General features: G+C 59.9%; 20 protein-coding genes. 9 read left to right on the top strand and 11 right to left on the bottom strand.

All coding sequences use genetic code 11. The features are described from left to right. Positions 1-22: 22 nt before the first annotated feature. From ACJO5Y_RS10750 to ACJO5Y_RS10775, 6 genes are all read right to left on the bottom strand, one after another. Entirely contained in the window at positions 23-2161 is a 2139-nt protein-coding gene (locus ACJO5Y_RS10750; RefSeq protein ID WP_406987107.1) for a putative bifunctional diguanylate cyclase/phosphodiesterase, read from the bottom strand. Positions 2162-2194: 33 nt separating this feature from the next. Then, complete coding sequence (locus ACJO5Y_RS10755) at positions 2195-2626, bottom strand: response regulator (RefSeq protein WP_406987109.1); 432 nt, start codon at positions 2624-2626, stop codon at positions 2195-2197. Further along, positions 2623-4374 carry a sensor histidine kinase gene (locus ACJO5Y_RS10760; RefSeq protein WP_406987111.1) on the bottom strand — a complete coding sequence of 584 codons (1752 nt, stop codon included), beginning with the start codon at positions 4372-4374 and terminating at the stop codon, positions 2623-2625. Before ACJO5Y_RS10760 ends, ACJO5Y_RS10755 begins: the two co-directional genes overlap by 4 nt. A gap of 108 nt (positions 4375-4482) precedes the next feature. Continuing rightward, on the bottom strand, positions 4483-5934 hold the full coding sequence (locus tag ACJO5Y_RS10765) for an NAD-dependent succinate-semialdehyde dehydrogenase (RefSeq protein ID WP_406987113.1): 1452 nt from the start codon (positions 5932-5934) through the stop codon (positions 4483-4485). Positions 5935-5950: 16 nt separating this feature from the next. After that, positions 5951-6994, bottom strand: coding sequence for an LLM class flavin-dependent oxidoreductase (locus ACJO5Y_RS10770; RefSeq protein ID WP_406987115.1), 1044 nt, complete (start codon positions 6992-6994; stop codon positions 5951-5953). A 25-nt stretch (positions 6995-7019) separates the two neighbouring features. Beyond that, positions 7020-8597 carry a BCCT family transporter gene (locus ACJO5Y_RS10775; protein WP_406987117.1) on the bottom strand — a complete coding sequence of 526 codons (1578 nt, stop codon included), beginning with the start codon at positions 8595-8597 and terminating at the stop codon, positions 7020-7022. Positions 8598-8953: 356 nt separating this feature from the next. Between ACJO5Y_RS10775 and ACJO5Y_RS10780 the strand changes: the two genes are divergently transcribed. From ACJO5Y_RS10780 to ACJO5Y_RS10810, 7 genes are read left to right on the top strand one after another with little or no spacing between them, the layout of a single operon-like run. Further along, on the top strand, positions 8954-9553 hold the full coding sequence (locus ACJO5Y_RS10780; protein WP_406987118.1) for an amino acid synthesis family protein: 600 nt from the start codon (positions 8954-8956) through the stop codon (positions 9551-9553). A gap of 17 nt (positions 9554-9570) precedes the next feature. Continuing rightward, a complete protein-coding gene (locus tag ACJO5Y_RS10785; RefSeq protein ID WP_406987120.1) occupies positions 9571-10401 on the top strand; it encodes an alpha/beta fold hydrolase in 831 nt (276 codons plus the stop codon). Further along, entirely contained in the window at positions 10398-11876 is a 1479-nt protein-coding gene (locus ACJO5Y_RS10790; RefSeq protein WP_406987121.1) for an aldehyde dehydrogenase, read from the top strand. The genes ACJO5Y_RS10785 and ACJO5Y_RS10790 overlap by 4 nt, the downstream gene beginning before the upstream one ends. A 14-nt stretch (positions 11877-11890) precedes the next feature. Continuing rightward, positions 11891-12397, top strand: coding sequence for a flavin reductase family protein (locus ACJO5Y_RS10795; RefSeq protein WP_406987123.1), 507 nt, complete (start codon positions 11891-11893; stop codon positions 12395-12397). A gap of 23 nt (positions 12398-12420) precedes the next feature. Continuing rightward, on the top strand, positions 12421-12801 hold the full coding sequence (pcaC, locus tag ACJO5Y_RS10800; RefSeq protein WP_406987125.1) for a 4-carboxymuconolactone decarboxylase: 381 nt from the start codon (positions 12421-12423) through the stop codon (positions 12799-12801). Between the two features lie 25 nt (positions 12802-12826). Further along, positions 12827-13567, top strand: coding sequence for a GntR family transcriptional regulator (locus ACJO5Y_RS10805; RefSeq protein WP_406987126.1), 741 nt, complete (start codon positions 12827-12829; stop codon positions 13565-13567). Between the two features lie 8 nt (positions 13568-13575). Next, complete coding sequence (locus ACJO5Y_RS10810; RefSeq protein ID WP_406987128.1) at positions 13576-14133, top strand: NUDIX hydrolase; 558 nt, start codon at positions 13576-13578, stop codon at positions 14131-14133. Between the two features lie 40 nt (positions 14134-14173). Here ACJO5Y_RS10810 and ribBA read toward each other — a convergent pair whose 3' ends face one another. After that, on the bottom strand, positions 14174-15268 hold the full coding sequence (gene ribBA, locus ACJO5Y_RS10815; protein WP_406987315.1) for a bifunctional 3,4-dihydroxy-2-butanone-4-phosphate synthase/GTP cyclohydrolase II: 1095 nt from the start codon (positions 15266-15268) through the stop codon (positions 14174-14176). A 100-nt stretch (positions 15269-15368) separates the two neighbouring features. On the opposite strand from ribBA, the gene ACJO5Y_RS10820 reads away from it, so the two are divergent. Then, the gene (locus tag ACJO5Y_RS10820; protein WP_406987130.1) at positions 15369-15659 is read left to right on the top strand and encodes a DUF1330 domain-containing protein; all 291 of its coding nucleotides are present in this window, start codon (positions 15369-15371) and stop codon (positions 15657-15659) included. A 115-nt stretch (positions 15660-15774) separates the two neighbouring features. Continuing rightward, a complete protein-coding gene (locus ACJO5Y_RS10825; protein WP_406987132.1) occupies positions 15775-16758 on the top strand; it encodes a ribonuclease Z in 984 nt (327 codons plus the stop codon). Here the strand turns inward: ACJO5Y_RS10825 and ACJO5Y_RS10830 are convergent. From ACJO5Y_RS10830 to ACJO5Y_RS10845, 4 genes are read right to left on the bottom strand one after another with little or no spacing between them, the layout of a single operon-like run. Beyond that, positions 16748-18181, bottom strand: a complete 1434-nt coding sequence (locus ACJO5Y_RS10830) for an ABC transporter ATP-binding protein (protein WP_406987133.1) — start codon at positions 18179-18181, stop codon at positions 16748-16750. The two genes, ACJO5Y_RS10825 and ACJO5Y_RS10830, sit on opposite strands and share 11 nt — an antisense overlap. Further along, positions 18178-18975, bottom strand: a complete 798-nt coding sequence (locus ACJO5Y_RS10835) for an ABC transporter permease (RefSeq protein ID WP_406987134.1) — start codon at positions 18973-18975, stop codon at positions 18178-18180. The genes ACJO5Y_RS10830 and ACJO5Y_RS10835 overlap by 4 nt, the downstream gene beginning before the upstream one ends. Beyond that, a complete protein-coding gene (locus ACJO5Y_RS10840) occupies positions 18975-19910 on the bottom strand; it encodes an ABC transporter permease (protein WP_406987136.1) in 936 nt (311 codons plus the stop codon). The genes ACJO5Y_RS10835 and ACJO5Y_RS10840 overlap by 1 nt, the downstream gene beginning before the upstream one ends. A gap of 2 nt (positions 19911-19912) precedes the next feature. Further along, a complete protein-coding gene (locus ACJO5Y_RS10845; RefSeq protein ID WP_406987137.1) occupies positions 19913-21448 on the bottom strand; it encodes an ABC transporter substrate-binding protein in 1536 nt (511 codons plus the stop codon). Positions 21449-21520 lie beyond the last annotated feature (72 nt).

Genomic DNA, 21520 nt, shown 5'->3' on the forward strand with positions numbered 1-21520 from the left:
GCCCCCTTGAGCCCATTATTTCCTAACTCGAGCGCAACTGCACGGATCGGTTTGGCCTGCCGTAAAGAAACCCCTGCATCTGGTCGCAGCGCAACAGGCGCAGCAGGCGGGCCTGCTCCTCGGTCTCCACGCCTTCGGCGATCACCATCAGGTTCATTGAGTGGGCCAGGGATATGATGCTGGTGACGATGGCCAGGTCATTCGGTCCCTTGGTCATGTTGAAGACAAAGGACTGGTCAATCTTCAGCGCGGTAACGGGCATTCGGCTCAGGTAACTCAGCGACGAGTACCCCGTACCAAAATCATCGATCGCCACCTGGGCGCCAAGCTCACGCAGGATACCGAGGGTCTTGATGCTGCCTTCGGTATCCTCCATGAGGACACTCTCGGTAATTTCCAGCTCCAGGTGACCTTCCCCAACCGCGTCCACAGCGTGACCGATACAGTCGACAAACCGTTTTTGCCGTAGTTGCCTGGGGGACACATTCACCGCCACCATCGGTATACGGATCCCCCTCTTCCGCCAGTCCCGATAATCGGCCACAGCCCTGCCGATAACCCAGTTTCCCACCTCAACAATCAACCCGGTTTCTTCCAGCAACGGAATGAACTCTCCGGGCGATATCAGCCCCCGCTCCGGATCGTCCCAGCGCAACAGGGCTTCCACCCCGGTCAGCTCCCCGGTTTTCGAGTCCACCTTGGGCTGGTAGAACAACACAAATTGATTCTTCTCCAGGGCAATGCGCAGCCGGTTTTCCAGGTTGAGCTTCCGGCTCATACGCCGGTGTATTTCCTGGGAATAGAACGAATAGTGTTCCTGGGAATCGCGGCACTTGATCAGAGCTGCTTCGGCGTTGTGCAGCAGGATTTCAGACTCCAGCCCATCCCCCGGGGCCACCGCGATCCCGACACGAACGGACAGCCGCAATTCCTTGCCATGCAGATCGAAGGGCTCCGACAGCGGGTCCATAAGGCAGGTCTCGATGGCGTGCACCAGCGCAGCACCCGCGATCTGTCCGGGAAACATCACCGCAAAGACACCGGCCCCGAAATGGGATAGCACTTTCTGCGTGCCCAGAGCGCTCTCCAGCCGCTGGGCTATCGACCGGCAGAGGTCATCAACCACGGACTGCCCAAAGGTCTCGATCATACTCGACGACTGATCGAACCCGACGACCGCCACTGCAGACGCCGACGTATGAATCGCCATCTGCATGGCCTGCTCCAGGCGTTCGCTGAACAGGCGCCGGTTTGGGAGTCCGGTAACGGGTTCGTAATAGGCCAGGTAGTCAAGCTGGCCGGCCTTATCGATGTAATCCAGGGCAAAGGCAAGGTCGGCGGCTACCTCCACCAGCATCGACAACTCCTCGCTGTCCAGTTCACGATCGGTACACAGACCCAGGACGCCAACCCACTGATCCGAGTGCTCCATCGGCAGTACCGCAACGGCGCGCCTCTCCACCCCGTCCAGATCGAAATCGTTGCGGAACACCGGCCGCCCCCGGTCCAGCGCCAGCGTTGCCATCTGCATCAGGGGCGGCGGCGGAGTGGAAACGGACGTTTCGTTATCCTCCGGGTCAATCCAGTACAGATCTGCCCCCGAGGGATCGCACAACCCGATCCACACCTGTTCGAACTCGCCACGGGTACGCACGATCTCACAGCCCTGAGCCAGCAGCTGGCTGCGGTCACGCACCCGGACAATCGTGGCATTGATACCGCTGAGCACGGCACGAATACGGTTCATCCGCAGAATGGCCTGCTCGGCCCGTTTTTTCTCCACCCGCTGCTGGTGCGCGTCGAGTGCCTGACCGACCGCCACCCCCAGGCGCGCCAGGCGATCTTTCAGAAGGTAATCGGCAGCCCCTTCCTTGATGAGCCGCACTGCCATCTCCTCCCCAATCGTGCCAGATACGATGACAACCGGCACGTCCAGATTCCGTTCCCGCACACGGCGCAGGGCCTCCAGGCCGTTAAATTGAGGCAGTTTGAAATCCGCGATGATCAGGTCCAGGTCCAGATCCAAGCGCTGGACGAACGCCTGTTCCGTGTCCACCCGCACCCAGTCCGGCTCAAAGCCGGCCCGTTCAAGCTCGTGAATCGTAAGCTCTGCGTCACTGGGGTTGTCTTCCAGCATCAATAACCGAATTGGGCGAGTCATAGGCCCCCTTTGCTCCTGCAAGGATTAATTCCCTTAAACGGGTTGATTCAGCAGCAACCAGTACATACCGAGTTGTTTGACGGTCTCGCAGAACTGCCCGAAATCCACTGGCTTGACGATGTAGCTGTTGACCCCCAAGCGGTAGGCCTGGTCAATGTCCGGTTCCTCGCTGGACGAGGTCAGTACCACCACCGGGACGGTCCGCGTACGCGCATCGCCCTTGATCCGCTCAAGCACCTCCAGCCCATCCACCTTGGGCAGCTTCAGATCCAGCAGGATCAACTGGGGCGGCTCAGGCGGCCCTGCCTGACCCTCCTTACCGAACAGCAACTCCAGGGCCTCGGCCCCGTCGCGGGCCACCATCACGGGATTACTGAGCTTGCTGGCGCTGAGGGCGTGCAGGGTCAGCTCCAGATCGTTCGGGTTGTCTTCCACCAGCAGGATACGTAAGGGTTGCGCGCTCATTGTGACCTCCCCAAGGTGAAGTAGAAGGTGGCTCCTTGTTCGGGCCTGGCCTCGGCCCAGATCCGGCCTCCGTGCCGTTCGACAATACGGTGGACAATGGCCAGCCCCACCCCGGTTCCGGGAAAATCCTCCGCGCGATGAAGCCGCTGGAATACCCCGAAAAGCTTGTGCGCATAGGCCATGTCAAAGCCCACGCCATTGTCCCTGACGCAGTAGACAACCTCATCACCCTGGGCCTCACAGCCAATGGTGATCATCGGGCGCTCACTCTTGCGGCTGTATTTGAGTGCGTTGCTGATCAGGTTGCTGAACACCTGCCTCAACAGGCTGGGATCGGCACGACACGCCTCCAACTCCTGATGCTGTATCTCACTGTTTCGATCCTCATCGGTGACGATCTCCTCAAGCACCTCGCTGACAATGGGGTTCGGGTCCACCGGCTGGATCCTCAGGCTATGGCGACCAAGACGGGAAAAGGCCAGCAAGTCATCCACCAGCTGCCCCATCTGGACGGCATTCTGACGTACCAGGCCAACATAGCGACGGGCCTTCTCGGGCAGGTTCTCATGGTATTCCTCGGCGAGGATCCGGGAGAAACCGTCCATGGCACGCAAAGGCGACCTCAGGTCATGGGACACTGAATAGGTGAATGACTCCAGTTCCTGATTGGCGGCATGCAACTTCTTCGCATAGTCGTTGACCGCCTCGTTTCTTCCCTCCAGTGAACGCTGGTACTGCATGAGGGTACGCAGCCAGAAATAACCCATGCCCCCCAGGATCAACAGGGCCAGCAGGGCAAAGCCGACGATATGCCACCCCAGCTCCCGGGCAGTGCCGAAGATCGCGTTCCATGGCTGGCTGACCACGACCGCCCAGCCATAGGGTTCCACTGGCCCATAACTGATCAGGCTTTTCTCTCCACTCTCCGGATCAACTCCGTGGCCGGTACCTGTACCGCCGGCCAACGCGAGGCGTACCAGCTCATGGTCTGCCCACAGGTCACCGGGAGCATCGGCCCGGATCTGCGCTGCGGTACCCTGTCGGTCAATCATCCGGATGACACCCGGTTCGGGGCTGTAACGGGCGATCCAGGCCGCCAGTCCCTGAACGGTCCGCTGGTAAACCAGATAGCCGAGCATGTCGCCGTCGCTGTGAATGGGGGTCGCCAGCGCCACCACATAGGGCGCATCCAGGGCGGCACGCTGATAGATCAATGACAGGTAGGGACGCTGGGCTTCAGACACCCCCAGGTACCAGTTCCGGTAGGAAAAATCCTGGCCCAGAACGCTGGCGTCCACCGGGTGGTCATACCGCAACACACCGCCGGCATCGGCGATGAACGCCCGGCTATTGTCGGGATGACTTGCCACCAGCGCCCGCAGATGCGTCCGCACCCGCTCCACGTCGCGCTGCTGGAGGGCATCAATCAGGTCCGGGCGCTGCGCCACCAGAACCGCCATGTCTGAAAACGAGGAAAAGTACTCGCTGACCACCTGCTGGACCAAGCCCACCATTGAGGCATTGCTCTTGGTCAGTTCCTGCTCGATGGACCGGTGGGCGAAGGTAATAATCAGGAAGATCAGCAGCGCGAACAACAGCGCGGCGAACACCATCACCCCCAGAGTGATCTTGCGTGCGAGATAGGACGGCTCCGCCGCAGCGGTGTCTCCATCCGTCGTCGAACCGGCAAAAAATAATCGGCGGGCGAGTACCAGAAATCGGGGTAAATCAGATGTCTGCGACTCCATGGCTGAGCAATCTCCCTTGCATGCCTAGGCCCTAGCGTAGACTGCTCAGGGAGATTCCGCCACTTTCGGCTGTTTCCCCAGTCGGGTGCGCGAAGCGCCCCCTCCTGTTCAAAGCCCTCCCAGACAGGCGTATTTCAGCTCCGTAAACTCGTCAAGGCCATGGTGGGAACCTTCTCGTCCCAGACCCGACTCCTTGATACCGCCAAACGGGGCCAATTCGGTCGAAATCAGCCCTTCATTGACGCCAACCATGCCATATTCAAGCGCTTCGAGCGTTCGGAAAACGCGACCATAGTCCCGGGTGTAAAAATAGGCAGCCAACCCGGACGGCGTGTTATTAGCCAGCTCAATGGCCTCAGCCTCCGTTTCGAAACGGAAGACGGCGGCCAGGGGACCAAAGGTTTCCTCCGAAGCCACGAGCATATCTGCCGTCACGTCTGCCATGACGGTCGGAGCAAAAAAGTTCCCACCCAATTCATGGGCATGACCACCAAATAAAAGCCGGGCCCCCTTGAGCAGACCATCATTGATGTGGCTCTTCACTTTCTCGACGGCTGCCGCGTTAATGAGCGGACCAATAGCGACACCATCATCCAGTCCACTGCCGACTGTCAGGCCACTCACCCGGTCAACAAGTCTCTCCAGAAAGGCGTCATAGACATCCGCCTGCACCAGGAACCGGTTAGTACAGACACAGGTCTGTCCGGCATTACGGAATTTGGAGGCTATGGCGCCATCCACGGCAGCGTCCAGGTCGGCATCGTTGAAAACGATAAATGGAGCGTTCCCACCCAGTTCCATGGCCGTTTTCTTGACCGTGCCGGCACACTGAGACAACAGATACTTGCCGACCTGGGTCGAGCCTGTAAACGATACCTTCCGTACACGGCTATCCGTCGTCAGAACATCGCCTACTTCGGCGGGACTGGAACAGGTAACCACATTTATCAAGCCTTCCGGTATACCCGCCTGCAGAGCCAGGCGGGCCAGAGCCAGCGCAGTCAGCGGGGTTGCCTCAGCTGGCTTGATCACAACGCTGCAGCCGGCAGCCAGGGCCGGCGCGCATTTGCGGGTAATCATGGCCAGCGGGAAATTCCAGGGCGTAATCGCTGCGACAACGCCAACCGGCTCTCGCGTCACCAATAGGCGCTTGCTGGTGTCAGGGGCCGGCAAAACTTCCCCTGCCATCCTTTTGCTTTCCTCGCCGAAGAACTCAATGAACGAAGCCCCATAGGCCACTTCACCACGTGCTTCTGCAAGGGGCTTACCCTGCTCGAGTGTCATAATCCGGGCGAGGGCCGTTGTTTCATCCATGACCAGATCGAACCAGCGCTTGAGCAGCCGGGCGCGCTCTTTCGCTGACACTTTGCGCCACGCTTTCCCCGCACGCTCGGCCGCAACTACGGCCTCGCGCGCGTCTTCCGCCCCCATATCCGCCACCTGGGCAACCGTTTCACCCGTGGCGGGATTGGTCACATCAAAATTCTTAGCGCTCAGGCGCCATTCACTGCCAATCAGCGCAGCAACTTTTCCGCCGCTAACGAGATCCAATAGATTCATGGTACGTCCTCATTGATCAACCGAAGTGCGGCATCACCTCTTTGATGAACAGCTCCAGTGACCGCTTCTTCTCCTCGAAAGGCAGCGTGTTATCGGTCCAGTAGCTGTATTCGGTAATGCCCAGCTTTTCGTAACCCTTGAGCCGTTCTACCAGCTCCGAGGGCGTACCAATCATCATGTTGCGGTGCAGGCTGTCGAGAGCGAACTCCGGGTTGTCGGCCACGGTTTCTTCCGATACCGGTTCAAAAAAGCCATCCACTGCCTGCTGGTCATTCTTGAACCACGCCATGAAGTAGCGGTAGAAGCGATTGAGAGCTTCAGCACCGGGCCGCCAGCCATTCGGATCACTCTCCTCATGCACGTAGGTGTGGCGCAGGAACATCAGTTCCGGGCGGTCCACTTCCGGGTGGTCGGCACAGGCGGTGTTGAACTTGCGAGCCAGATCGGCCACTTCCTCGTCGCCTTTCATCAGAGCCGTAACCATCACGTTGCAGCCGTTCTTGACCGCAAAATCATGGGAAGCCGGGTCCCGCGCGGCGATCCAGATTGGCGGCAGCGGTTGCTGCAGCGGTTTGGGTACGCTGGTGGTGGTCGGGAAGTTATAGACGTTGCCCTGATGAGCATAGTCGCCTTGCCACAGGCCGCGGATGGCCGGGACCATCTCGCGCAGAGCCTCGCCACCCTCAGAGGCCTGGAGGCCATCGGTCAGGCGATCGAATTCGAACTGATAGGCACCGCGGGCGATGCCGAACTCAAGCCGGCCGCCGCTGATGACATCCAGCAGTGCCGCCTCGCCCGCCAGGCGGATGGGATCCCAGAAGGGCGCGACAAATGTTCCCGCCCCCAAGCGGATTCGCTCGGTTTTGGCCGCCAGATAGGAAAGTTGGGCAATCGGACTGGGCGACGAGGTGAACTGCATGCCGTGATGCTCACCGATCCAGGCCGCCCGGAAACCGCCATCTTCGGCAATTTTCACCAGTTCACAGAGTTCCTCGAACAGCTGCTGATGGCTCTTGTCGCCCGGATAGCGCTCCATATGAAGGAATAAAGAAAACTGCATTGTAGGATCTCCTCGGTATTCGTCGTTAAGACGCTTCAGATTGTTCAACTGCAACCACACCACCAACCTGCTCACTGGCCAGCGCCTTGAACATGCAATAGCACATCACTAGCAGGACCACGGAGAAAGGCAAGGCGGCCGCAATCGCAGCGGTTTGCAGGGCCTGCAAACCACCGGCCAGCAACAGCACGGCAGACGTCGCGCCCAGGCCCAACCCCCAGATCACTCGGTACGCTTGGGGCGGATGCGGATTGCCCTGGGACAGGATGGTGCAGATAACCAGGGTTCCGGAATCAGCTGAGGTTACGAACCAGGTCACGATCATTAACGTGGCCATACCAACCATGAAACTGGAGGCCCAAGGCACATCGAGAGCTTCGATAGTCTGGAACAACACCTGCGTCACGTTGTCGTTGGCGACCGTCGCCAGGTCGACACCGCCGAACAGTTGAAGGTGAAGAGCAGTGCCGCCAAAGATCACAATCCAAGACATCGCACCCAGAGTGGCCGCCATCATCCCGCCGAACAGCACTTCGCGAATCGTGCGTCCTCGCGAAATACGCGCAACGAACATTCCCACGTACGGGCCCCAGGACAGCCACCAGCCCCAGTAGAACAGCGTCCACCAACCCTGCCACTGGCTTTCGGGATCGGGATTGGTCCAGAACCCCATTGGCAACAGATTGCCCAGATAGTCACCTACGCTGGTGGTGAAAATGGTTAACAGGAAAACGGTGGGACCCGCCAGGATAAAGAACGCAAACAGGATCATGCTGAGGTGAATGTTCCATTCACTAAGGAACCGGATGCCTTTCTTCAAACCGGACACGGCAGACAATGTAGCTGCCACAGTCACACCCATGACCAGTAACACCTGATTGGTGTTGGAAATCTCCATACCGAACAGATTGTTTAGCCCCGCGTTCATCTGTGAGACACCCAGACCCAGCGTGGTGGCCGTCCCGAACAGGGTGGCAAAGATCGCCAGCAGATCGATGGCATGGCCGATCGGGCCGTAGATGCGTTCACCGAGCAGCGGATAGAAGGCTGAGCGAATCGTCAGCGGCAGTCCACGCCGATAGGCGAAATACGCCAGGATGGTGCCAACCAGGATATAGATCGCCCAGCCGTGGAAACCCCAATGGAAGATCGTGACGCGAAGAGCCGTTTGTGCCGCATCCAGGGTATTGGGCGCAATCCCCTCCGTCGCCATGAACGGATTCCCCTGTAGGTGACTCAAGGGCTCAGCGATACTCCAGAACAGGAGCCCCGTGCCGACCGCCGCGCTGAACAGCATGGCAAACCAGGTGAAATTGGAGAATTCCGGGCGCTCGTCGTCTTTCCCGAGGCGCAGTTTGCCGTAGGGGCTGACAACGATCGCAATGGAAACAAAGAGCACCACATTCACCGTGAGAATGTAGTACCAGCCAAGCTCACTCTCGATGTACTGCTTGACCCCGGTGTAGATCGTGTTGGCCAGTTCCGGCTGCAACACTGTGAACAGCACGAAAGCCGCCACCATGGTGATGGAAGCGATGGCCATCGTCTTATTTACCCCGGCAAAGAGGCCTTGCCCGGGCATACTGGGTTGAGGATTGTGCATTCAGGCTCTCCTGAGTTCCGTCGTTGGCGTTCTTGTTGATTTTCAGCGGCCTGCCGAGCGCTAACGCTCGTTTTTCATACACAGACCATCTGAGGATCTCTCAAATATCTTGGTATACCATAATACCGAATGCAAATACTTTCTCAGACAAGAAACTTAAAAAATCAAGACAATAACCATAAATTACTGTTTTATATTGATTTAAAATTACTAATGCACACTCAATCGATAGCAGGAATCAGATCTTGACTGCTCAAGCATTGTCGAAACTCATTTTCTGTATTATGGTATACCAAAACCAAGGATCGCCCGACACACCGGCCAGGTCCGCGCCAAAAACCACGAGGAGAGCGCAAATGAGCTTCGAGATTCGCAAGATCGCCACCTTTCGAGAGACCACCTACATCGAAGGCGGTAAAAGGGGAGACAAGCCCGTAACCATGGTCGGTGTGGCGGCTGTGGTGACTAATCCGTGGGGTGGCCAGGGCTTTGTTGAAGACCTGTCGCCGGAAATCCGCAGTGGCTGTTCGGAGCTGGGCGAACTGATCGTCAAGCACATACTGAACGAAATTGGCAGCGAGCAGATCGAGGCTTACGGCAAAGCCGCCGTCGTTGGTGCTGAAGGGGAGATCGAACATGCATCTGCCATCATTCACACACTGCGCTTTGGCAATCACTACCGGGAAGCTGTTGGCGCGAAGAGCTACCTGAGCTTTACCAACAAACGCGGTGCGCCGGGCACGTCCATCCAGATCCCGATGATGCACAAGGACGATGAGGGCTTCCGCTCCCACTACATTACCCTGGAGATGCGTATCGAGGACGCTCCGCGCGCCAACGAGATTGTCGTAGCCCTGGGCGCCTCGGACGGCGGCCGCCTGCACCCACGCATCGGCAACCGCTACCAGGATCTGAAGGAACTGGCCGAAGAAGCGGAACAGGCCGGCAACCAGTGAGCTTCAAGGGAGGTCAGATGAAACTCACTGACGCACAAAAGAGCCGCTCCGGGACCCGCTACTGGCGAGTCGGCCGGGGCGCGCCGGTCGTCCTGATCCACGGCGTTGGGCTGGATGCCACCCTATGGCAGGCACAGGTGGAGGTGCTAGCCAAGCATTACGACGTGATCGCCTACGATATGCTGGGCCATGGCGAGAGCGCCCTGCCAACAGACGACGCCACACTGGACGACTATGCCGACCAGCTGCGGGCCCTGCTCGACGATCTGGACCTGCCCGCCGCGACCGTCGTGGGATTCTCGATGGGCGGACTGGTAGCGCGGGCTTTTGCCTTGCGCCATCCCAGCCGACTAAACGCGATGGTGGTGTTATCCAGCGTGTTTGAACGCAATGAGCGGCAACGCGCCGGAGCCCTCCGGCGGCTGGACGAGACCCGTAAACAGGGGCCGACAGCGAATGTAGATGGCGCCCTGGAACGCTGGTTCAGTCCGTCGTTTCGCGACGCTCACCCCGAGTGCATCGCTGCGGTTCGCGACCGGGTAACCAGCAACCACCCGGAAGGGTATTATCGGAGTTACGCACTGTTCGTGACCCAGGACAGTTTCGGACTGGATAAGCTCGCGTCGATCCGTGTGCCCGTGCTGATCGCCACCGGCGAGCTGGACCCGGGATCGACGCCCAAAATGGCGAGCGCACTGGCAGAACACCTGCCCAACGCCAGCGTGCACATTTTACACGGCCAGCGGCACATGGCCCCGGTGGAAGCAGCCAGTGAGGTCAACACCCTGCTGATCCGCTTTCTCGACAACGTCCACAACCATTCCCTGCAAGAGGAGACTCTCCAATGAACCTGGATTCGCTGACGATGTTCATTGATGGCGAGTGGCGGGGCGCCCGCTCCGGCGCCACCTTCGACAGTTACAACCCGGCCACCGGTGAGGTTTGGTGTCACGTGCCGAATGCTGACGAGACCGACGTCAACGACGCGGTCGAGGCAGCGAACCGCGCCTTCGAAAGTCCGGAATGGGCGGGCCTGACCGCCACCGCGCGGGGCAAGTTACTGTACCGTCTCGGCCAGTTGATTGCCGATCATGCCGAGACGCTGGCCCAACTGGAGAGCCGGGACAACGGCAAGCTCATTCGCGAGACCCGCGGCCAGGTCGGCTACCTGCCCGAGTTTTTCTATTACAACGCGGGCCTGGCAGACAAGGTGGTGGGCGAAACCCTGCCGCTGGACAAGCCGGACATGTTCGGTGCCACGGTGCGGGTACCCCTGGGCGTGGTGGCTGCCATCATCCCGTGGAACAGCCCGCTGTACCTGACCGCCATCAAGCTGGCCCCGGCCCTGGCGGCGGGCAACACCATCGTCATCAAACCCTCCGAGCACGCTTCCGCGAGCCTGATCGAACTGATGCGCCTGGTGGAAATGGCGGGCTTCCCCAAGGGCGTGGTCAATCTGGTCACCGGCTTTGGTCCGTCCACCGGTGCCGCACTGACGGCCCATCCGCTGGTGCGAAAGATCGCCTTCACCGGCGGTGCCACGGCTGCCCGCCACGTGGTGCGTAACAGTGCCGAGAACTTCGCCAAGCTGTCCCTCGAACTGGGCGGCAAGTCTCCCAACATCCTGTTCGAGGATGCGGACCTGGAAAGCGCCATCAACGGCGTGGTCGCCGGCGTCTTCGCGGCATCCGGTCAGAGCTGCGTAGCCGGCTCACGCCTGTTGGTACAACGCAGCATCTACGACGAGGTGGTCCAGAAACTGCGTGATCGTGCCGCTGGCATCCGCATCGGCGACCCGGCGGAGACCAACACCGAGATGGGCCCCATCGCCACCGAAGCACAGCTGGAAACCATCGACCGCATGGTCACCCAGGCCAAAGCCGATGGCGCCAAACTGGTCTATGGCGGCGAACGCATCACAGACAGAGCCGGCTGGTACTACTCGCCCACCATCCTGGCCTGTGATTCCCACCACATGCCCATCGTCCAGGAAGAAGTCTTCGGCCCGGTCGTGGCCGTCATACCCTTTGATGACGAAGCGGAAGCCCTGCGCCTCGCCAACGATACCGAATTTGGCCTGGCTGCCGGCATCTGGACACAAAACGTGGGCCGTGCCCACCGCCTGGCCCGCGACGTACGCTCCGGCATCCTCTGGGTGAACACCTACCGGGCGGTATCGGCGATGGCACCGATCGGTGGCTTCGGCGCCAGCGGTTACGGCCGCGAGTGCGGTATCGACGCGGTGCGCGACTACACCGACCTCAAGACCCTGTGGATCAACCTGTCCACAGATCCTATGCCCGACCCTTTCATTATGCGTTAATGCGGGAGAGAACCATGATCGAAACACAAGACTACAAGCAGGTCCTGGGTGCCTTTCCAAGCGGGGTTACCGTGGTCACTGCCATTGATGACGACGGTCGGCTGGTGGGATTTACCGCCAGCGCCTTTTCCGCGGTTTCCATGGAACCGCCGCTGGTATTGATCTGCCCGAGCCTGAATTCGGATTCCTATCCGGTCATCAAACGTATTGGCCGCTTTGCCATCCACATCCTGGGTCAGGACCAGCAGGCCATCGCCTACCGATTCGCCGGCAAGGGTCGCGACAAAGGCGAAGGCATCGACTGGCACCGTTCCGAACTGGAGAACGCACTGATCAACGGGTCGGCGGCCTGTCTTGAGTGTCGCATTTGGGAAGATTACCCGGGCGGCGATCACGCTATTCTGGTTGGCGAGGTACAGAAGCTGTGGTGCGGCGGCAGCGAGGTCGATCCTCTCCTGTACTGCCGTGGCAAGATGGACCAATTGCCAGAGAACCTGCGTGCCCTGGCGCGCGCTTCCTGATCCACCTGAACGAGGGCATTCTTATGTCAGAAGAACGTTTTGAACGCGGCCTGGCCAAACGCCGCCGGGTCCTGGGTGCAGAGTACGTTGACCAATCCATGCGCAACGCCGATGCTTTCAACCAGCCGCTCCAGGAACTGGTCACCGAGTACTGCTGGGGAAACGTGTGGCAACGGGAAGGCCTCAGCGACCGCGATCGCAGCATGATAAACTTGGCGATGATCACCGCTCTCAATCGCCCGCACGAGCTGCGCCTTCACGTACGGGGCGCGATCAATAACGGCATGAGCGTTGACGAAATCCGTGAGGTGCTGATGCAGACGGCGGTTTACTGCGGTGTTCCCGCCGCCATCGACGCCTTCCGTCAGGCCCGCGACGTGCTCAGCGAAATGGGCGAAATTTAGCCATTGCCTGTACCCAGGAGAAGAAATGCAACGGACCCCATTGGACGACAGCCTCAAAGTCACTCGCAATCAACCGACATTGCGGGAGATGGTGCTCGACAAACTGCGCCAGGCCATCATGAGCTTTCAGCTTCTGCCCGGCGACCGCCTGGTGGAACGGGATCTCTGCGACAAACTGGGGGTCAGCCGAACCTCGGTGCGTGAAGCTCTGCGCCACCTTGAGGCCGAGGGTCTGGTCGAAAGCGAAAGCAGCCGCGGGCCCCGAGTTGCCGTCATTACCCTGGAAGACGCACGCGATATCTACGAATTGCGTTGCGTACTGGAAAGCATGGTGGTCCAGCTCTTCACCCAGAAAGCCTCCCGGCAACAGATGGCAGAGTTCGATCACGCCTGGGAGATCCTCAAGGCAGCCCTGCGCAGCGGCGACACGGTCGCCATTGTCAATGCCGTGAGTGACTTCTACGGCGTTTTGTACGAAGGTGCGGGCAACCGCATCGCCGGACAGTTTCTGAGCCAACTGCAGGCCCGCGTCAACTACCTGCGCGCCACGTCGGTGTCGCAGAAGGAGCGCTACGTCGACAGCTTCAAGGAAATGACGAAAATCGTCGACGCCATTCAGGCACGGAATCCCGAAGCCGCCCATGAAGCCTGCGTTGAGCACATCAAGGCGGCCTCCAAGGTTGCCCTGGCAGCGCTCGCGGAAAAGCAGGGCAAAGCAGTCGATCCGATCACACCACCCCTTAACACGGCCCAAAGCCTGCGGTGAGGCATGCTATGCCCAGGTACTGCACACAATGCGGCAGCGGCCCCCTTTCCCGGGGAGTTCCTGCCGGAGACACCCACGAGCGGGACTATTGCTCCGCCTGTGGCGGCATTGTCTACGATAATCCCCGGGTTATAGCCGGCGCCATCATTGAACAGGACGGTCGCCTGCTCCTTTGCCAGCGGGGTATCCCGCCTCGCGTCGGTACCTGGACGCTACCAGCAGGCTTCATGGAGCGCGGGGAATGCGTTGAGGAAGCGGCGCGGCGCGAAGTCTGGGAAGAAACCGGCATTGACGCCGAAGTGACCACCCCCTACTCCATCTTCAGTGTGCCGCCCACCAATGAGCTGTACATCATCTACCGGGCCAACGTGCTCGCCTGGGATGATCCCCCCGGTCACGAGACCCAGGCCGTTGACTGGTTTGCCCCCGAACAGATTCCCTGGGAGCTGATCTTCTATCCAGCCATTCGCCAGATCCTGGAACGCTATATCGCCGAGCGTGCCGGCGGCACCTACGGCATCTACACCGGCAGCATGGAAACCGGCAACATTCACTTCATGCGCTGACCGGCCCGGCAGGCCTCCTGCCTGCCAGGCCACTTCACCATTACGGTTCGACGATCTCAACCACTTCCAGATCGAACCCGGACAGCCCCTTGTAGTTCAGCGGCGCACCCATTAATCGCAGTTTGCGAATACCCAGATCGGACAGAATCTGGGAGCCCGTGCCCACACTCGAATAGCGGATCGACGACGCATCCGGTGGTGGCGTGTTCTGCCGTGTCGCGCGCGACAGCAGGCTCTGGGAGGATTCATGGCTGGCCAGAATCACCACCGCGCCGTGCCCTGCCCGCGCCACGTTTTCCAATGCCGACCACAGGGACCAGGCCCTCGGCCCCTGGTAATCCGCCCCCACCAGGTCACGCAGCGGGTCCACCGAGTGCACCCGGACCAGTGTAGGCTCCGGCCCGTTGACATCGCCCATGGTCAAGGCCAGGTGCGCATCGCCGGTGATCAGATCCTCATAAGTGTGCAGGACGAAATCCCCGTGCGCGGTGGACAACGGTTGCTGACCGGTATGTTCGACGGTTTTCTCTCTCGCCAGCCGATACTGGATCAGGTCCGCAATGGTGCCGATCCTGATGCCGTGGCGTTGGGCAAAGGCCTCCAGATCCGGACGTCGCGCCATACTGCCGTCGTCGTTCATAACCTCGACAATCACCGCCGCCGGTTCCAGACCCGCCAGACGCGTAAGATCGCAGCCCGCCTCGGTGTGGCCGGCGCGGCTCAGCACGCCGCCGTCGCGGGCCCGCAGCGGGAAAATGTGGCCCGGCTGGACCAGATCCCGGGGGTGAGCATCCGGGGCTACGGCGGCCTTCACCGTCGTCGCCCGGTCCGCTGCCGAGATGCCAGTTGTCACCCCTTCACGGGCTTCTATGGACACGGTAAACGCCGTCGCGAAGCTGGCCCCGTTATTGGCCACCATCGGCCACAGGTCCAGTTGTTCACAGCGTTCCCCGCTCAGCGTCAGACAGATCAGCCCCCGGGCATGGGTGGCCATAAAATTAATGGCATCCGGCGTGACGAACTCCGCGGCCATCACCAGGTCGCCTTCGTTCTCACGGTCTTCATCGTCCAGCAGGACCACCATGCGTCCGTTGCGGATGTCTTCAATCAGGCTCTCGGTCGGGTCGAAATTCATCATGTTCATCACTCTATGGAATCGATTGACACCGTCTTTGGTTCCCTGCAATCTTGGCATACCATAATACCAAATACCATGGAAAATAAGGAAACCGAGGATGGCAAAAGCCTATTGGATCGCGAACGTCACCGTGACCGACCCCGACAACTACGCCGCCTACCAGTCACTGGCCCCGGAAGCCTTTCGGGTGTACGGGGCCCGATTCATCGCCCGGGGCGGCCGTAACGACGCCCTTGAAGGTCGAAAAACGCCGCAGCGCACGGTGGTTATCGAGTTCCCCAGCTACCAGCATGCCTACGACTGCTACCATTCGGAAGCCTACAGCCAGGCAAGAAATGCGCGCCGGGAGGCGGCGGAAGTGGACATCGTTATCGTTGAAGGGCTGTAACTCGTGCCATATCTGTCTGGACTCCGCCTGAATGAAGGCGCTATTGTCCACATGGGGATGGTGCCCGCCATGGGGTGCAGGGCCGATGACACTCCTGATAGGAAATTGAGGCACAATGGAATTCACCTTTCTCGGCACATCCGCCGGAACACCGACGCGGGCACGCAATGTGACCGGACTGGCCCTGTGCCACTCCGGCCCCAAACCCTGGTACCTGGTGGACTGCGGTGAGGGCACCCAGCATCAGCTGCTGCGCACCCGCTATTCGGTCATGCAGTTGCGGGCCATATTCATCACCCACATCCACGGCGACCATACCTTCGGCCTTCCGGGACTACTCACCAGCGCCTCCATGCTTGGTCGTACCGAATCGCTGGATATCATCGCTCCCGTCCAGGTACAACGTTTCATCAACGCGGTGATCGAAAACAGCGACTCCAGCCTCAGTTATCCCCTGAACTTCATCGATTCCGAAGCACCGGACTTTCACTGGCAGGATGAACACTTCGGGGTTACCAACGTGGAGCTGTCCCATCGGGTGCCCTGCCGCGCCTATGTGTTCACTGAGCGAAACCTGGAGCGACAGCTGCTGCAGGACAAGCTCCGGGCGGATGGCGTGGAACCCGGGCCCGGCTGGGGCGAATTGCAGAAAGGACATGACATAACACTGGAGGACGGCCGCCTGCTCAGGAGTGAAGAGTACACCCACATTCCCCGCACGGCCCGCCGCCTGATCGTCGCCGGCGACAACGACACCCCGGAGCTGCTGAACGATGCCTGCAACGGCAGCCATGTGCTGATCCACGAGGCCACCTACACCCAGGACGTGGCCGACCGGGTCGGCCCCTGGCCACAACACAGTTCCGCCGAACAGGTGGCCCGGTTTGCGCAACAGGCCCACCTGCCCAACCTGGTGTTGACCCACTTCAGCTCCCGTTACCAGTCCGGACCGGGCGGCGCGCCCCATATCAACCAACTGGCGGCCGAAGCCATGCAGCACTATCAGGGCCAACTGTTTCTGGCTCGGGACTTCGACAGCTATCGGTTGGAAAAGGATTTGTCGCTGAGCTGCCTGACCACCAACACCACTAACCCATAACCAGTTGATCCGTTGCTATTTCGCCATATGCCCCACATAGGCGGCGATCAAGCGAGATGACCCGGTCACAGCTTTTCTCGATGAGCTCCGGATGATGGCTCACAAGCATTACCGCACACTGGGTTTCCCGGGCTATATTGACCAGCCAATGGGTGACATCCCGTGCCGTCATGGGGTCCAGCCTGGAGGTCGGCTCATCAGCGAACAGGAACACCGGATCCAGAATCATCGCGCGGAGTATACAGAAGCGTTGCAACTCGCCTCCGGACACGCCGTCAGCCTTTCGATCCAGCAGTTCGTCCGTAAGCGCAAGCCGCGTCATCCAGCTTTTAACGACGCCTGAACTCACGCGATATTTTGCGACCACATCCTGCAACAGCACCCGCAACGTGACGGCCTGTGAGACCGCCGCCGTCGGATCCTGATAAAGCTTCTGCCAACGGTGGGCGGGAGTCTGCTTCAGCCGCGTCACCTGTCCTGCCAACGGCGCGCGCAACCCCAGCAAGGTGTCGCCCAGGGTGCTCTTGCCGCAGCCACTATCGCCCACCACGCCAATTACCTCTCCGGCGTGCACGGTCAGTGACAGATCCTGCAGCAGGGCCCGTTTTCCGTGCCCTACTGAGAGACCTCTGGCTTCAATCACCGGTGACTGGTCGATCTGTTGTGCGGGCCGATCCGGCCACTGGCTCGGGTCGGCTGCCATCAATTCACGGGTGAAAGTATGCTGAGGCGAAGACAGGACCGTCTCGCACCGCCCCTGTTCCACAATCTGCCCCTCTTTCACGACCATCAGTTGGCCGCCAATCTGTTTCGCCACTTCCACATCATGAGTGATGGTCAGCAACGCCCCCTTCGCCGATTGCACAAGCAGCTGCCGCACCACCTGATCACGACGGGAGACATCCAGGCCTTTGGTAGGCTCATCCGCCAGCAACAGCGGGGCACCGCCGGCCATGGCACAGGCAATCGCCACCCGCTGGGCCATACCTCCCGAGAGCTGATCCACCCGCTTTTCTGCACTGGCTTCAAGGCCGATCTCCGCCAGCGTTTGCTGAGCCTGTTGCCGGGCTTCGGGTGCTCCCCGCCCGCACACAAATCGATAGGTTTCCGCCAGTTGGTTCACGCTCGTCATCAGGGGGTTCAGGGCATTCCAGGGCTCTTGGGGGAGCATGCTGAGCTGTCGCCCCCACCACTGCCGACGGGACCTGGCCGGCGTTTCCGAACCGAACAACCAGGCATGCCCCCGGCTTGCGAGGGAATCTGGAAGATTCCCCATGATGGCCTGGGCCAGCAGACTCTTACCAGAGCCCGTCTGCCCCAGAATCGTAAGCCGCTCGCCCTCCCCCAGTGCAAAGCTCACCGGAGCAACCAGAGTGCGGGAGCCGACATGAACCGACAGGTTCTCAACACGAATGATGGTCATGATTGGCCCCTCCCTCCGATCAGGTGAAAACTGAGAATCAACAGCGCCAGGGCGACCAACGGCTGAACCAACAGCCAAGGGGCATCACTGTAGTAGGGAAAATGCTCCACAATCATCAAGCCAAGCTCGGCAGTGGGCGGCTGGATACCTACGTAGACAAACCCGAGCGCAGCCATCATGAGAATGGCGTTGGCAGCGCCGAACGCGGCGAGTGTCATTAACTGTGGTGCGATGGCCGGCCAGAAATGACGCTTGAAACGATACCATTGGCCAAAGCCAAGCAACCTGGACGCCTCAACCTCCGGCGAGTGGGCCAATCGTTGAGTGATCACCCGGGTTACCCGGAAATACTCGATCCACTGAATCAGTGAGATGGCCAGGTAGAGCATCCAGAAAGACCCTGGCGAAATCGCCGCGAACAACAGCACTAACACCAGTCCGGGCAGGGCCAGGATCAGCGTTGTCAGCCCATCAAGCAGCCGGTCCAGCCACTTCGGACCGATGGCGGCCGCAACCCCGAGGCTCACGCCCAGAAACGCGGCTGTCGCGACGCACAGCAGGGCCATAGTCATTGAGCGCTGCAGGGCATCGGCCAACCGGACCCACATATCCCGACCAAAGTGATCCGTACCAAGCCAGTGCTCGGCCATCGGTGCCGCCAGGATATGGGACAGGTTTTGCGCACTGGCGTCCACGCCACTCAGGGTCGGGGCCATGACGGCATAGAGCACCAGTGATGACAGCAGGCCAATACCCAGGGCCTGGCTTACGGACGGCTTTAACTCACGAAGCATCAACTGATTGCCCTCCCGCGCGGATCAAGGAAATGGCAGGCAATGTCCACCAGCGTATTGATGATCACAAACAGAGCACCCATGGCCAGAGCCGCCCCCTGAATCACCGGAATATCGCGGCCAAAGACTGCATGGGCAAGGCCGTGACCAATCCCCGGCCAGGAAAAGAGCGATTCAATCATCACCATGCTTTCCACCACCGTGATCATCTGCACCCCGAAAAATGCCACAACCGGAGCCGACAGGTTACGCACGCCATGGCGAAGAAAGGTACGACGGGCTGATAGCCCCTTGGTCTGGGCGAACTCATAGTAGGGAGCGTTGATCACTCTGATGGTTTCATTGCGGATTACACGACTGGAGATAGCAGCGAGGCTCACCGCCAGCGTCATCGCGGGAAGAATCAGGTGCTTCGATTCACCAAAGCCTGCGACCGGCAGCCAGTTCAGATTCAACGCAAAAATCATCACGGCAATCAGACCAATCACAAATACCGGTACTGCCCGAATACCGGTTGAGAGCGCCAGGGTCAGCTGATCCAGCCAGCCCCTCCGGAAGGCACTGGCCGTACCGAAGGGAATCGCAATCAGCGCAGACAAGACGACACCGGCCACCGCCAGCACCAGTGAGTGGCCAAGCATGTGCCAGATTTCCCCGGCCACGGGCAGGCCACTGACCAATGACGTGCCCAGATCCAGAGAGGCCAGGTCCACCAGCCACTGCCAATAGGCATCCCAGGCACTGGTATCCAGGCCCAGCTCCTCCCGAACCAGTTCAGCGGCTCGGGTATCCACCGCATCCATGCCATACCGGCTGGCAGCAATCCGATACGCCACATCGCCGGGCAGGGCCCGCATCATTACAAACGTCAGTGTTCCAACACCCCAGCATACCGCCAGTAACTGCAGGAATCGTTTCACGAGTAATCGGCGCATGGTCACTTCCAGGCCAATTCGTTAAGGAAGAAGCTGCGCTCATAGGGATCAAACCGGAAGCCTGTCAGACGCCGGCTTACCGATGTCTGCTGCACATAACTGGCAACAGGAATCAGTGGTTTCTCGTCGTAGATAGACTGCGCCACAGCCTGAGCCTGCTGACGGTAAATCGCATCGTCGGATTCCCGAATCATGGAGTTCAGCGTGGCCTGGATGGTAGGGTTCGACCAGTTCATACTGCCCCAATCACCGCCCTTCTCAGACCCGAAATCCCGGATCATGATCGCCAGGGGGTCGGCGATGGTGCCATAGTTGCGGGCGATAAGGGCCACTTCCAGAGAACCGTCCTGGTGGCCGGCGGGGATGCTGCTGGAGTTGGTTATATTGACGTTCAGCTTGACTCCCAGCCGTCGCCATTGATCCTGAACAGCGGTTGCCACGGTCGTCAGTTCCGGGCGATCGGCGTAAGTGATCAGGTCCAATTCGAACCGGTCGCCATTCTTTTCCAGCCACCCCTCTGCATTTTTCTCCCAACCCAGGCCGGCCATCAGCGCTTCGGCCCGGGCCAGGTTGAAGCCGGCTTCGTCGGTGTCCAGGTGCCAGGCCCCCATATACGCAGGAAACAGTTGAGTCGTGCCGGCTCCCGGCGTGCGGAGTATCGCCGTTGCTATGCCGCTGCGGTTAATGGCGAGGCTCAATGCCTGACGCGCGTCCCCATCCGACAAGTAAGGGTGCGCCAGGTTCAGTTTCAGAGCCAGGGTGCGCGGCAACTCGGAGCGGACAACCTGAAGATTCGGCAGGCGCTCCAGCATGGGCACGGCGGCCGGATCGAGCCCGAACACCAAATCACCCTGACCACTGCGGGCCTGCAATACCCGGGCCTCCGCGCGATGCCCCGTCAGATAGCGGGCGTATTCAACCTCTGCGACCTTATCCCAGTAGTCCTGGAAACGCTGAACAACCAGGCGATGTGGTACCGCCACCTCGTGCACCTTGAACGGCCCGGTGCCGATCAAGGCTTTCACGCTGCCCTCATCATCGTAGGCTCCGGGCGCAAGAATAGCGGTGGAATAGTTTGCGAGCACCCCACCCAATGGACGATAAGGTTCAGTCAGCGTAATCCGGAGATCTCGCTCCCCCACCGCCTCAATCCGCTCTACCGGCACGCCTTGCAACGCACCCGGCCTGGTTCGGGCCAGATTGAGGTTTTCCGCAACCACCCCGGCCGTCATAGGGGTGCCGTCGTGGAAGATAACGCCCTCCTGCAACTGGATATCCCAGATCCGATTGCTCTCGCGCTGCGACCACTCCGCTGCCAGCCCCGGTATCAGCCTGCCAGTTTCATCAACATTGAACAGGGTTTCCAGAACCTGCATCCGGGTAAAGATATAGCCGCTGCGCGTGGGGTCCAGGCTGGAGAACTCAAAAGCGGCCTGAATATTCACAGTGTTTGCGGGGGTTGACTGGGCTTGGGCTACAGAACCGGACAGAATCCAGAAAAAGCCCGGAATAAGCAGAATGCGGCAGAACCAGGACATGTTGACGAGCGCCTCTTGAAACGGGAACGAGGCGACGAATGATATGTTATAACATTATCAATTTAAACCACC

Source organism: Marinobacter alkalisoli (genome assembly GCF_045449855.1).
Taxonomy (GTDB): Bacteria; Pseudomonadota; Gammaproteobacteria; order Pseudomonadales; family Oleiphilaceae; genus Marinobacter.

Bases quoted from the DNA above. Each gene is read 5' to 3' on its own strand.
- ACJO5Y_RS10780 (WP_406987118.1), top strand. From the start codon at position 8,954: ATGAGCTTCGAGATTCGCAAGATCGCCACCTTTCGAGAGACCACCTAC.
- ACJO5Y_RS10835 (WP_406987134.1), bottom strand. From the start codon at position 18,975: ATGCTTCGTGAGTTAAAGCCGTCCGTAAGCCAGGCCCTGGGTATTGGC.
- ACJO5Y_RS10770 (WP_406987115.1), bottom strand. From the start codon at position 6,994: ATGCAGTTTTCTTTATTCCTTCATATGGAGCGCTATCCGGGCGACAAG.
- ACJO5Y_RS10755 (WP_406987109.1), bottom strand. From the start codon at position 2,626: ATGAGCGCGCAACCCTTACGTATCCTGCTGGTGGAAGACAACCCGAAC.
- ACJO5Y_RS10805 (WP_406987126.1), top strand. From the start codon at position 12,827: ATGCAACGGACCCCATTGGACGACAGCCTCAAAGTCACTCGCAATCAA.
- ribBA (WP_406987315.1), bottom strand. From the start codon at position 15,268: ATGAATTTCGACCCGACCGAGAGCCTGATTGAAGACATCCGCAACGGA.
- ACJO5Y_RS10820 (WP_406987130.1), top strand. From the start codon at position 15,369: ATGGCAAAAGCCTATTGGATCGCGAACGTCACCGTGACCGACCCCGAC.
- ACJO5Y_RS10825 (WP_406987132.1), top strand. From the start codon at position 15,775: ATGGAATTCACCTTTCTCGGCACATCCGCCGGAACACCGACGCGGGCA.
- ACJO5Y_RS10830 (WP_406987133.1), bottom strand. From the start codon at position 18,181: ATGACCATCATTCGTGTTGAGAACCTGTCGGTTCATGTCGGCTCCCGC.
- ACJO5Y_RS10790 (WP_406987121.1), top strand. From the start codon at position 10,398: ATGAACCTGGATTCGCTGACGATGTTCATTGATGGCGAGTGGCGGGGC.
- ACJO5Y_RS10785 (WP_406987120.1), top strand. From the start codon at position 9,571: ATGAAACTCACTGACGCACAAAAGAGCCGCTCCGGGACCCGCTACTGG.
- pcaC (WP_406987125.1), top strand. From the start codon at position 12,421: ATGTCAGAAGAACGTTTTGAACGCGGCCTGGCCAAACGCCGCCGGGTC.
- ACJO5Y_RS10840 (WP_406987136.1), bottom strand. From the start codon at position 19,910: ATGCGCCGATTACTCGTGAAACGATTCCTGCAGTTACTGGCGGTATGC.
- ACJO5Y_RS10775 (WP_406987117.1), bottom strand. From the start codon at position 8,597: ATGCACAATCCTCAACCCAGTATGCCCGGGCAAGGCCTCTTTGCCGGG.
- ACJO5Y_RS10750 (WP_406987107.1), bottom strand. From the start codon at position 2,161: ATGACTCGCCCAATTCGGTTATTGATGCTGGAAGACAACCCCAGTGAC.
- ACJO5Y_RS10845 (WP_406987137.1), bottom strand. From the start codon at position 21,448: ATGTCCTGGTTCTGCCGCATTCTGCTTATTCCGGGCTTTTTCTGGATT.
- ACJO5Y_RS10810 (WP_406987128.1), top strand. From the start codon at position 13,576: ATGCCCAGGTACTGCACACAATGCGGCAGCGGCCCCCTTTCCCGGGGA.
- ACJO5Y_RS10765 (WP_406987113.1), bottom strand. From the start codon at position 5,934: ATGAATCTATTGGATCTCGTTAGCGGCGGAAAAGTTGCTGCGCTGATT.
- ACJO5Y_RS10795 (WP_406987123.1), top strand. From the start codon at position 11,891: ATGATCGAAACACAAGACTACAAGCAGGTCCTGGGTGCCTTTCCAAGC.
- ACJO5Y_RS10760 (WP_406987111.1), bottom strand. From the start codon at position 4,374: ATGGAGTCGCAGACATCTGATTTACCCCGATTTCTGGTACTCGCCCGC.